The 12279-nt window shown below is 61.5% G+C and carries 10 protein-coding genes; 1 reads left to right on the top strand and 9 read right to left on the bottom strand.

What is annotated here, in order from left to right; translation table 11 throughout:
• Positions 1-2687, bottom strand: a 2687-nt coding sequence (locus AC0L24_RS05855; protein WP_473563554.1) for a VCBS domain-containing protein, incomplete at its 3' end; no start/stop codon positions are given.
• Positions 2688-3010: 323 nt separating this feature from the next.
• On the opposite strand from AC0L24_RS05855, the gene AC0L24_RS05860 reads away from it, so the two are divergent.
• Positions 3011-3940, top strand: coding sequence for a transglutaminase-like cysteine peptidase (locus AC0L24_RS05860; protein WP_127809452.1), 930 nt, complete (start codon positions 3011-3013; stop codon positions 3938-3940).
• A 59-nt stretch (positions 3941-3999) separates the two neighbouring features.
• On the opposite strand, the gene AC0L24_RS05865 is transcribed toward AC0L24_RS05860, so the two are convergent.
• From AC0L24_RS05865 to AC0L24_RS05900, 8 genes are all read right to left on the bottom strand, one after another.
• On the bottom strand, positions 4000-4635 hold the full coding sequence (locus AC0L24_RS05865) for a ribbon-helix-helix domain-containing protein (protein ID WP_127809451.1): 636 nt from the start codon (positions 4633-4635) through the stop codon (positions 4000-4002).
• Entirely contained in the window at positions 4625-5914 is a 1290-nt protein-coding gene (locus AC0L24_RS05870; RefSeq protein WP_127320297.1) for an HlyD family type I secretion periplasmic adaptor subunit, read from the bottom strand. The genes AC0L24_RS05865 and AC0L24_RS05870 overlap by 11 nt, the downstream gene beginning before the upstream one ends.
• Before the next feature lie 42 nt (positions 5915-5956).
• The gene (locus AC0L24_RS05875) at positions 5957-8089 is read right to left on the bottom strand and encodes a type I secretion system permease/ATPase (RefSeq protein ID WP_127271964.1); all 2133 of its coding nucleotides are present in this window, start codon (positions 8087-8089) and stop codon (positions 5957-5959) included.
• A gap of 39 nt (positions 8090-8128) precedes the next feature.
• Positions 8129-9577, bottom strand: a complete 1449-nt coding sequence (locus tag AC0L24_RS05880; RefSeq protein WP_127809450.1) for a TolC family protein — start codon at positions 9575-9577, stop codon at positions 8129-8131.
• A 424-nt stretch (positions 9578-10001) separates the two neighbouring features.
• Positions 10002-10538, bottom strand: a complete 537-nt coding sequence (locus AC0L24_RS05885) for an invasion associated locus B family protein (protein WP_245481874.1) — start codon at positions 10536-10538, stop codon at positions 10002-10004.
• Positions 10535-10996, bottom strand: coding sequence for a DUF4189 domain-containing protein (locus AC0L24_RS05890; protein ID WP_127809449.1), 462 nt, complete (start codon positions 10994-10996; stop codon positions 10535-10537). Before AC0L24_RS05890 ends, AC0L24_RS05885 begins: the two co-directional genes overlap by 4 nt.
• Before the next feature lie 39 nt (positions 10997-11035).
• Positions 11036-11704, bottom strand: coding sequence for a hypothetical protein (locus AC0L24_RS05895; protein ID WP_292682274.1), 669 nt, complete (start codon positions 11702-11704; stop codon positions 11036-11038).
• Between the two features lie 13 nt (positions 11705-11717).
• Positions 11718-12275 (bottom strand): invasion associated locus B family protein, encoded by a 558-nt coding sequence (locus AC0L24_RS05900; protein WP_127809447.1) that lies wholly within the window; start codon positions 12273-12275, stop codon positions 11718-11720.
• Positions 12276-12279: the final 4 nt, after the last annotated feature.

A 12279-nucleotide genomic window follows, 5' to 3' on the forward strand; every position in this document is an offset into this window, starting at 1 on the left:
GCCGTCCCGTCCGTCAGCACGTTGCCCGAGGCCTGCGCGCCTTCCGACACGCTGTTGGTGTTGGCATGCGCCGTCGGCACGTCGTCCACGATGTCGATGACGATGGCCGCCGGGGCCGACGACGATGTGCCGTCCGAGACGGTGAGCGAGAAGCTGTCGGTCTCGGTGACTGCCGGAACGTCCGTCGTCGTGCTGGTCAGTGTGTACTGATAGGCCGCAACACCGGTTGCCGGGTTGTAGCCGGTGATCAGCAGCGTGCCGTGGTCGCCCTGGAAGGCCGAACCGTTGAGGCTGCCGATGGCAACCGTGACGCCGCCGATGGTGACGGTCTGCACGTCGTCGAGCCCGTCGGCGTCCGACACCGTGAAGGTGCCTGTCGCCACAGTGCTGCCGTCGCCGGCCGCCGAACCCGCCGCCAGACCCGCCTCATAGACCTGGTCATGCGCGCCGGCCGGGTTGCCCTGGTCAACGACGATCTGCGGCACGTCGTTGGTGCCGTTGATGGTGATGGTCAGCGTTGCCGTATCGGTGTCGCCGTCGGCATCCTTCATCGTGTAGTTGAAGGTCTCGGTCAGCGTCTGGCCGGCGTCCAGCGCCTGCACCGCCGGATCGGCATTGTTGAGCGTGTAGGTGTAGGTGCCGTCGGGATTGGCAACGAAGGTGCCGTGTGCGCCCGTCGTCGAGCCATCCCAGCTGACGAAGCTCGTCGGCGTGTCGGCGCCCGGCTGGTTGTTGGCATGAAGGTCGTTGGTCAGCACATTGCCGTTGACCGGCGAGAGCGCGTCCTCGCTGATGCTGTTGGTGTCGTTGACCGCATTGGGCACGTCGTCGACGATGTCGATGACGATGGCCGCCGGGACGGACGACGAGGTGCCGTCCGAGACAGTAAGCGAGAAGCTGTCGGTCTCGGTGACTGCCGGAACGTCCGTCGTCGTGCTGGTCAGTGTGTACTGATAGGTCGCAACGCCGGTTGCCGGGTTATAGCCGGTAATCAGCAGCGTGCCGTGGTCGCCCTGGAAGGCCGAACCGTTGAGGCTGCCGATGGCAACCGTCACGCCGCCGATGGTGACGGTCTGCACATCGTCGAGCCCGTCGGCGTCCGACACCGTGAAGGTGCCTGTTGCCACCGTGCTCCCGTCGCCGGCCGCCGAACCCGCCGCCAGACCTGCTTCATAGACCTGGTCATGCGCGCCAGCCGGGTTGCCTTGGTTGACGACGACCTGCGGCACGTCGTTGGTGCCGTTGATGGTGATCTCGACCGTTGTCGTCGAGGTATCGCCGTCGCCATCGGTCAGGGTGTAGGTGAACGTGTCCGTCAGATGCTGGCCGCTGGTCAGCGCCTGGACCGCCGCGGCGCCGTTGTTCAGCGTGTAGCTGTAGTGGCCGTCTGCATCGATCGTGATCGAACCGTAGCTGCCCCCCACGGCCGAACCGACATGGCCCGAGGCCGATGCAACCGTGCCTGCCTCGACGCCCGTTACCGTCGCCCCGTCCGCACCCCTAACGTCGGCAACGCCGTCCGTCACATTCGCGTCCGCGCCGCCGCTGGCCGTAATGACATTGCCGTCCGCGACCGTCGCACCGTCTTCCGTCACGCTGTCCGTATCGGCAACCGCCGTCGGCGCGTCGTCGACGATGGCGACGGCAAAGGTCGTGCTGGCCGAATCGCCGTCAACATCCGTGACAGTGATGCTGAAATTGTCCGGGACGGTGTCGTTGTTGGGATCATAGCCGGCTGTCTGATCGGTATGAATGACCGATTCGGTGACCGTGTAATTGTATTCGATAGCACCGGTGCTCGGATTGAAGGAGACGATCGTCAGGTAACCGTACTCTCCCGGGATCTGCTGGTTGACGCTAGTGACGGTGACGCCATTGATGACGATCGACCCAATTCCATCAGGCGCGTCGATGCTGATCGTTCCAGTGCTGGACGTTTCATTGTCGGTCAGCGCTTCGCTGCCCGGAGATTGCGCCCCACCGCCGTCAAGACCGGCTTCACTGGCCGCTTCGGTCGGGGCAAGCAGTGACGTGGCCGTCACTGAAACCTGCCTGTCGACGATGGACGGGAACAACTCGCGCCGCTCCAGGAGCCCGAACTGCAAGGCAGTCGGCGGCAACAGTGCCGACAGGTCGAACCCGTCGCCGATGCCGCCGGGAGGAACCGAGAAATCTCCGCCTGCGCTTGAATTCGAACCACCCGGGCCGGCCGACATGGAACCGTCGGCGCCGAAGGCGACATCGACATGGCTGGCTTCCAGCGCCGCCAGCAGCGCGACGCGCGGCACCTCGACATCGCCGATGATGAAGGTCGGCACGTTCAGGGCGCCGTCCTTGATCACGATCACCGAACCGTCGGCCTGTTCGAGCACAAGGTTTTGGCCGTCGACCTTGATGTTGTCGATGGAGGCGTTGGCAGGAAGCCTCACCACATGGCTGGCGTCGGCCACATATTCGTGCGGCGCAGCTGCCGGCGGCGCCTTTGCTTCCGCGGGGGCTTCTGGCTTGACAGGCGCTCCGCCGACATCGACCGGCACCGGCTCGGACGCTGCCGGCGCGGGCTGCTGCGTCGAATTTGCTTGTGCGACCTGCATCTCCGCCGGCGATGCCTGATGGCCGTGTTCATTGGACACGGAATGCTCGTTCAAGGAAGCCGAAAAGCTGTCCAACTCGATATTGTTCGTCATGGCTGAAACCCCTCCGATATTTACCGGATAGAGACAGCGGACACTTCTACTTTGCAACTGCCTCCTAATCTATTTCATATATTCTGATATGCATTGCCCGGCATTTTTTACACGTGGTAAACCGCGGCAATATAACCTGATATATGTTTGTTTCTGAAGGCCTCCTTGATGGAGGGCTGGCCACCATTTTTCGGCAAATCAAAGTATAAATTTGAATAAAAATTTAAGCAAAGTGGATAAAGACAGTTGCTGGATATTTATCCACCTTCCTTTCCAATAATTTGAGACAAGATTGGTAGCGTCCACAGTCAAAGGTGGGCGTTATGAAAAAGCAAAAATCAGTTCCGGGAAAAACCCGGCTCCAGATGCTCCTGCTGGCAATCGGGCTTGTCGGCCTGGCGGGGCCGTCATTCGCGAGCGATATCGCCGCACCCGGCTGGCCTCAGGAGAAGGTCCAGACGCCACCCAGTCTCGGCGGTGTTTCGCTGGCGAGGCCTCAGCCCTGGCAGCCCGCGGGCGCTTACCGGGTCGGTATGGTCACCGGCAGCTATGGCCCAGATGTCGGCGGCGGGGATGGCTCGTCAACGGCGCGAGATGACGCCGGGATAGATCCGCTGCAGACCGCGTCGATTATTCCGGGGGTATTCGGATCGGTTGCCTTGTCCATGCGCAATTTTCCCGTCGCGGCTCGCTGGGCGCCGGTCTACCGGGCAATCGCCGCTTGTTCGGCAGGCAGCCCCTGCGAGCACAAGAGCGCGGCTTTTGCCGGCATGATCGCCGCCGCACAAGGCAAGGGATTCAGCGAGAAGCTGTCCTTCGTCAACAGCAGCGTAAATCGCCTGATCGCCTACAGGAAAGACAGCGTCGTCTACGGCAAGCTCGACTATTGGGCGAAGCCTTCGGAGATTCTCGAGCGGCGAGCAGGCGATTGCGAGGATTTTGCCATCCTCAAGATGACAGCCCTGCTGAGGGCCGGCATTCCCACGCAAAGCATGGCGCTTGTCGTCCTCCAGGATCGCAAGAGAGGCTTCTTTCACGCAGTGCTGTCGGTGAGCACAGGCAGCGGCACCTTCATTCTCGACAGCCTCAGCAACACTGTCGTGCGTGACAGCGATCTTCCGGATTACGTTCCGCTCTATTCGTTCAGCACGGACCGGGCCTGGATCCACGGTTCAAGACCGGGCGGAGCCCAGATGGCCGACATCAAGGGCGGTTTCGCAACCGTCGCACCCGGCGAAGGCTTTCAGCCATAGGTTCGCCAGCATTGGCGATGCATGCAGAGCAACTCCGGTAAGTGTAACGGTGAACTGCTCTAGCCGCCGAAGACGAACGCCATCAGCAGCTCCGGCTCGAGCACCGGAGCCCGCACCGCATTCAATTGTCCCCGGTATCGACGGTCGCCCGCGCCGATGACAAAACCGGTGGCCACCGGCGATTCGCCATTGGCATCGAGCCGCGCGAATATGTCGGCCACATTGAGGTCCAGCGCCAGCTTGAGATCGTGCCGTGCGTCATCGCTTGGGGCGATCGGCAATTGACGTTTGACCAATTGCTGGAACGGCGCGTTGAACGACAGGATCTTCTTCGACGAAGCCAGGGCAAAGGCCGGAGACGGGCAAGCGACCAGTATGGCGTTGATGGTGTTGATCGATGCAAGCCTTCGCAGGGTCAGGTTTTCGTCTCCCAACCCACGCATGCAGGCCACCCGGATCGCGGATGTCAAATTGCCTGTCTGTGCCTGGCTTTCGGCGATCTCGTCGATGAGCATGCCGATCGTGCACTTCCTGCTTTCGGCCATCTGCTTCAGCGACATCCAGAATGCCCGCTCCAGACGGATGCCGCGCCGGATGCCGCCGCGCGCCACAACCCGGAATTCCAGTCCAAAATCCTCGGCGGCGACTGGAGGCAGCAGCCGACCGGAATGATGAAGGCTGGCGCTACCGCTCACTCATCGCCTCCTCGCGCGCCTTGTTGATCGGCTTCAGGAGGTAGTGCAGGATCGTCTTGCGCCCGGTCTTGATGTCGACCGAGCAGATCATTCCGGGGATGATCGAATAGGCCTTGCCGTCTCTTTGAAGGGTGGATTTGTCGGTCGCCACACGCACCTGATAGTAGGGTTCCCCCGTTTTCTGATCGACCAGGCTGTCGGCTGTGATGTTCGAGACCTTGCCCTCGATGCCGCCGAAGATCGAGAAATCATAGGCGGTGACCTTGATAAGGGCCTCCTGGTCGGGACGGATGAACGCGACATCCCGTGGCGAGACCCGTGCCTCCACCAGCAACGTCTCGGAGGTCGGCACGATGCCGGCCACCACGGCGCCAGGCTGAACGAAGGCGCCTACCGTGTTAAGCTCCAGCGTGTTGACTATGCCATCCACGGGAGAACGGATATCAGTGCGCGCGACCTTGTCGGTGGCTCCCCTTATGGTCTCATCCACCACCGACAGTTCAGCCAGCGCCTGGGTCAGGTCGTCCAACGCCTCCTGCTGCAATTGCAGGCCGAGTTCCTCGACCTGAAGCTGGGCTTCCGTGATCGACGATTTGATCTTCTTTATCGTTTCGCCCGCAAGGTTCAGCTGGCCGTTGAGCTCGGTCTGTTCGCGCTCCACCCGGAGTTGCTCGGTCCGTGCCATCAGGCCTTTCTTGACCATCGCGTCGACCAATTTTGCCTCCTGGTCGCTGACGACCAGGTTCTTTGTAAGACGATCGGAATTGGCCTGCGCCTCGGCCAGTTCCCTCTCGCGCTGGTCAAGGCGTGACTTGAGCACGGATAGCTTGTTATCGAAGTTCCCGCGCCGGGCGATGAGCAGCTTCTGTTCGTTGTCGCAGATTTGCGGAGCGACCGACTGGATGTCCTGCGGGCACGGAAATGGGCCCGAGAGATTGCCGGCCTGTTCGTATTTCAGCCTTGCTATGCGCACTTCCAGCGCGCGCGCCTTGGCCTGCTGCTCGCCGAGACTGGACGTGTTGAGCGTGTTGTCCAGGCGGATGATGAGATCGTTCTTCTTGACCACCTGGCCAATCGTCACGGCGATTTCCTGAACGACACCGGCTTCACTCGCCTGAATGATCTGGGTCTTGGAAGCGGGTATGACCTTGCCGTCGCCGCGTGCGATCTCATCGACTTCGGCAAAGGACGCCCAGGCGACGAAGACCACGAAGAGCGCTCCGATGATGAATATGGACGCCGACGCAAACAGCGGCGGTCGATCTTCTCTGGCAAGCATTTCCCACGCCCCAACGCATTGGATGCAGCAATATTTGTTTTGTCAGGCGCTTGTTTTCTGCAACGCCTGTATGACTTGGTCCTTCGGTCCGTCGGCAACGATTCTGCCCTGTTCGATAACGATCAGGCGGTCGGCCAGCTCAAGCATGCTGAAGCGATGTGTCGAGACGATCAGCGTGGTGTCGCGGTCGAAGGCGACTTTGAGCTGCTTGATCAACTGGCGTTCCGATGCAAGATCCATCGAGCCCGACGGCTCGTCCAGAAAGACGATTTTCGGTTTGGTCAGCAGCAGGCGTGCGATTGCCACCGTCTGCCTCTGGCCGCCGGAAAGATTGGTGCCGCGCTCGCCGACATTCATGTCGTAGCCGCGCGGGTGGCGTGAAACGAAATCGTCGACACCGGCCGCCTTTGCCGCTTCGATGATCTGTTCGTCTGTAGCCTCGGGGCATGCCATCAGGAGGTTTTCCTTGATGGTGCCCGAGAACAGGTCGCCGGCCTGCGCAACGATGCCGACCGCGGCGCGAACCTCGGACGGGTGATACTGGCGAATGTCGATCCCATCCAGCAGCAGCTCACCGGAAGTCGGCAGGAAGAGCCGGCCGATCAGCCGCCCCATCGTCGTCTTTCCCGATCCTATGCGGCCGATGATGCCGATCCGCTCACCCGGCTTGACCGAGATATTCAGGCCGGTCAGAACCTCGTTTTCCGAGCCTGGATAGACAAACCCGACATTCCTGAACACCATCGCCCCCTTGCGGATGGGGCGGTTGACGAAGCCCACCGTGTCGGGTCGATCTTCCGGCTGAGCCATGATCGAGTTCACCATTCTCAGCGAGAGCATGGCCTGGCGAAACCGGGACAGCGTTATGGCGATCTGGCCGAGCGGCGCCACGGCCCTGCTCGCCAGCATCACCGTTCCTATGATTGCTCCTGTCGAAACATGGCCTTCCGAGAAGGCATAGGCGCCGGCCACGACCAGGGCGACGGTCACCAGCTGTTGTATGGATTGGGTGATGTTGCCCGCCGCCGCCGAAAGCTGCTTGATCTTCTCGGACGTGTTGGCGGCGTTCTTGGAGTGCTCTCCCCATTTTCGCAGCAGATAGGCCTCGGCGCGCAACGACTTGATGGTCTCCAGCGTCGAGATGGATTCGACCAGCAGGGCCTGGCGCTGCGACGCTTCGTTCATCGAGGCGGCGACGCGCTTGCCGATGCGGCGCTGGGTGATCAGGCCGACGATGACGGACATCACGAAGGCCAGCGCCGGTATGATCACCAGCCATCCGCCTATTGCATAGATCACAAGGAGGAAGACGAAGACGAATGCCGTGTCGATGAACACGCTTATGGTGTTGGAGGTGAAGAACTCCCTGACGAATTCATATTGCGTGACCCTGTTTGCGTATTCACCGGTCGAGCCGGGGCGCGCCGACAGCGACGAGTTCAGCACTTTCTCGAACAGCAGATAGGATATCCGGAGATCCGCCTTGCGCCCGGCATAGTCGATGAGGGAGGCCCTGGCCGTCTTCAAGAGCAGGTCGAACAGGATGACCGCGCCGATGCCGAGAGCCAGCACCCATAGTGTCGATATTGCCTTGTTCGGCAGGATCCTGTCGTAGACGTTCATGGTGAAGATCGGCGAGGCTATGGCCAGCAGATTGATGAACACCGCCGCCAGGACGACTTTTGAGTAGGTGCGCCAGAAAGCGCCCATCGTCCCCGTAAGCCAATGTCTCCGCTCGATCCTGGCCGCCGAGCCGACCGACATGGTCTCGGCGGCATTGGCATAGGTGATCGAGAAGGAAGCGCCGCCGCTGATGTAGCTGGCGGCCAGTTCCGATCGGCCGATCGTGGTGCGGCCGTCTTCCTGGGGCGCGGTGATATACGCATCGTCTTCGCCCAGAGCGAGCAGGGCAACCGGCAATTGGCTGACGCGAAAGACGATTGCCGGCAGGTCGATACGCCCCCTGAGAAAATCGCGGTGGTTGAACTCGGTGACTTCCAGGCCGATGCGTTCGGCAAGGTGCCTGATGTCGTCGGCCGCAATTCGCGTGTCCGAGAGCGGCACGCCGGCAAACAGCACGGTCTCCGCGCTCGGCCTGCCGAGATATCCGGCAACGGCCGAGAAGCAGGCCTTGAACGCCTCCTTGGGGGAGAGGATATTGGGTTGCTGGTTCACGATCTGCCCGTCAGGACGCTCGCTGGACCTTGCGTCGTCTTATTTCTTCCTCACCGGGGCGAGGATATCGAATGGCAGGTCGTTCTTCTGCTCCGATGGCGTCCGCGCATAGGTCTCGGTGTCCGCGGTTTCCGGTGTTGCAAACTCGGTGCGCGCATAGGCTGTCGCTTGCTTTGCCGGCTCGAGATTCATCGTTTTCAGCAACTGTCCGGTCGCGGCCAGGAGCCGGTACTGGGCAAACAGCGATGCGTAGGACGCGGTATCGGCCAGCGTTGCCGTGTTGAACCGCGTATTCTGCGCGTCGAGCACGTCGAGCAGCGAGCGCTGTCCAACCTTGAACTGCTCGCGATAGGAAGCGACCAGCTTTTCATTGGCGGCGGCCTGTTGCCTCAGGGTCTTCGCCAGATCGGCTTGCCGGAAACGGCGATCCCATGAGGTGCGAACGGCTTCCTCGATTTCGCGCAAGACCTGATGATAGGCGAGCCGCTGCTCGCTGGCGCGGCGGATCTGCTCCTGTTCATTGGCCTTGTCTATGCCGCCGCGATACAAATTCCAACGCAGCACCAGACGCGCCTGCAGGTCATTGGTGTCCCCGTCGTCGCCGTCAATGTCGGTGCCTGCCCTGGCCCGACCTTCAGCAATGACTTCAGGGCCATATTTCGCCCGGGCCGCATCCACCAGGGAAGCCGCGGCGTCGATATCGCTGGTGGCCATGTGAACGCGCGGATTGTTCTGTCGTGCCAGGCCGATCGCGTCATCCAGTGACCGCGGAAGCGCGGCGGCGACGTCACCCGGCCGCGAAGCATTGACCAGCGGCTTGCCGACGGTCTTGAAGAACCGGATCTTGGAGGCTTCCAGCTCTTCGGTCGCCTCCTGCATGCGGGCCTTGGCCGCGAACAGACGCTCCTCGGCCTGTTGGCGGTCGGCCTCGTTCAACGCCCCGCCTGAGATGCCTTGCCGGATGTCGCCGAGTATCGCCTGATGGAAACCCAGATTCTTCTTGGCTTCGGAAACGATCGAAGCCTGCAGCATGTATTCGAGGTAATCCTGGACAACGGACAGCCCGATGAATTCGGACCGTTCCAGCACCCGGAACGACGCTCCGTCGACGCGCGATGCCTGGCGGTTCAATTCCGCGCGACGCGCTCCGCTGTCGAATAATTTCTGGGTCACCACCAGATTCGCTTCCGCCGGATAGAGCGAATCGTTCTCTATCGACAGCGAGCGCCGGGACGAATTGTCGAGCCGGCGAACGCCAGCCGATCCCTCGACATCGACACTGGGAAGGTAAAGGCCTTTGGCCTGCCGCAACTCGAACTCGATTGCTTCGCGGTTTTCGATCGCCTGTCCAATCTCGGGATTGGATTCCACCGCGACAGCCATCGCCTCCTTGAGCGTAAGCGCATGAGCACCCCCGCAGGTCAGCATGGTGGCCGCCATCAAAAGACCAAGGCGCCTGCCTATGGTCGACATGTTTGTCGTATTCATTAATCCCACCCTAACGTTTCCCCAGCGTCCTTTTCAGAGCGCTAACCAAGCCAAGGCCTGCCCGTCGGTGGATTATTCACAAATTCACGAAATGTGTGAGCGATTATTGATTTAGAGGGCGCTAAATAGCCTTTTTGGGCAACAAGGCTGCGAGATGTAGCAAAAATAGCACATAACGTCGGCTCGCTGCGGTTGTATCCGGACGCCCCATTCAGTGGGGAAGCACAAAAAATCGCAGGCCAGTGGGCCGATATGCCCAGAATCATGGCCGGTTCGGATAGCGGTTGTCGACAATCCAACCGGAGGTTGAACGCTTTTTCAGGCACGCCCCCCTTGGGTGCCGCGTCCAAAAAATACTCCATAGTGGCGGCCGGCTTGCGCGTCATGTCGCTCATCACGGCCAAAAGCTGGTCAGCGCGTATCTCTAATTTGCGCTCAACGCCACCATGCGGTCGAGCGCCGCGGTCAGGCCGCGAAGCGACACCGGGAAGCTCAGCGGGGTCTCGGCGTCCGTCGTGACATTGAGCTTCAGCACCGAGCCTCCCCTCAGCTTTCCAAGCGTCGGCCGATCGACGGTAAAGACGGAGACGCAACCCGTCGGCAGGCAAGTCCTGAATCGCTGCGGGGACAGTGGCGGCTGATCATCGATCTGCAGCGTCACGCCCGGATCGAGCAGGATGCCGAAGGGCAAAAGCAAGGTAGCCGTCGTCGAGCCGTCCGGGCGTGCCGCGATCTCCACGGCAAGAAGCCTCTGCCCGTTCTGCTGGACCTGGTCTTGCGCGAGCGAGCACACTCTCGCCTTCTCGCGAACCGAACAGGTCACACTCCAGTCCTGATAGACCTCACGCAGCGATGACGGTCCGTCCGGGACAGCCGCCACCTGTTGCTGGGCGGACGCCGGCGACATCAACGAGAATAGAATTGCCCCACATGCGGAGACGGCCTTCGGGCCAGGCTTCATGTGCAGACCCACTCGCGGATCTTGCATTTCTCTCCCGTCGCCTCGCAGGCCTGCAAAGCGAGATCCTCCGCTTCCCGACGGGTCTCTGCCGAGTTCACGCCCCAGGGCGTAAAACGGTTCTCCACCTTGTCCGCCACGGCGAGGGCACCGCAGTGCTTGTAGGGAAAGCCGGTCTCGTCGTCATCATTCCAATGGCGATGGTTGCGGAAGACGGTGACGACGTTGCAGGCTTTTCCGCCCGCGTTTTCGCAATATTTCTGTGCGATGTCCTTCGCTTCCTGCCGCTTGTCGGCGCCCCAGAAGAAGCCGTATTTGCTATCGGCCTGCGAATAGGCAATGGCCGCCCATATGCCTTTTTCCTCCTGTTGCGGCTCCGATGGGGCCACAAGGTCGGCTGAGACGACTTGTCCGCTCCACAACAGGGTCAAGCCCAAAACTGCCAAAGCCTGCGATCTCATGGTCGGCCATCCTTTCCTTAACCTCAATCGCTTCGCGTCCTACTTCGCCGCCGAAGCGAGGGAGATCACCACACAGCTTTTGCCCGTCGGCAGGAGAAGCGCTTCACCGGCATTGCCGCCGAGTTCGTAGACCTCGACCTGCCCGAGATGGTCGGTAATCTTGCTGCCCTGCGGCAGGATGGATGCGATGTCGGCGCAAGGGCTGGCGAATGGCGCCACCCGCACCATCGCCCCTTCGCAACCCGTGGCGGTGGGCGATGCGAAGACGATGCCGGCGGCCGGTCCGCTATAGCTTTCCGACGCATAGTCCATGCCGACAAAGGCCTGAATGGCGTGCTTGTCGGCCGCCTGATCGTTCCACAGGGATTTGACGCTGTATTTCGTGCCGTTCGTCAGAATCTGTCCGAGCGCCGGATAGACGGTCGAGCAGGCCTGCACACCGGCCTGCTTGACATGCTCGAGGAAGGGCGTGTCCGGAAGCACGGGGGCCGCCGCAGTTTCTGCAGGTGCGGCCGTCGCGCCGCCGACCAGATTGGCGATCGCGGCATAGTTCCCGGCGGCGAAGCCAAGCCCCGCCACGACCAATCCCAGCAATGAATATCCGGCCACGCGTGGCCAGCGCCGCCTTGGGGGCTCGGCCCGCCTCTGCCGATCCGCCTCGACGGCCGGAGTGCGTTTCGCGGACGTGAACTGGTCCTGCTGGCTCATGGTGATGCCCCGATTATTTGAGTGGTGAAAGGGCCTCTGACAGCCCCTTGAGCGTTGCGGTCACGGTGATCGTCTGGCCGTCGACTGTCGAATAGGTGATCGCCGGTGTCGCATTCTGCGAGATCTGTCGGCGCATGACGGGGCCGACCGGCAACATGCCGACACAGACCATTTCGTTGCAGCCGTTCAGGTGCACGTCGATCGGCTGCTTCTGCCCATCGAACTTCAGCGACACCAGGCCATCGCTCCTGGCATTCGCAGCGGTGCGCAGGATCATGTAAGGCTTGCCGTCCTGTGTGGCGGCAAGCGACCAGCTGAAGGCCATCTTGCCTGATGCGTCCTCGATGATCTGCGAGACGTTGCAGACCTTCTTGCGGGCCTTGAGGTTCTCGTCGCAGATCAGCGTCCAGTTATCGAATGGGCGGATGGTGCGCTGATAGTCGCCGAGCTTCACCTCGGGCGGCACCACCACGTCCGAAGGTTTGATCCTGTAGGTCGACGCGACCTGCCCGGCGGCCGGCATGAGGCCGCCGCAGAGTGCCAGGCAGGTCAGGGCAACAAGTCCTTTCATTCCT

It is taken from the genome of Mesorhizobium sp. WSM4809, assembly GCF_055811655.1.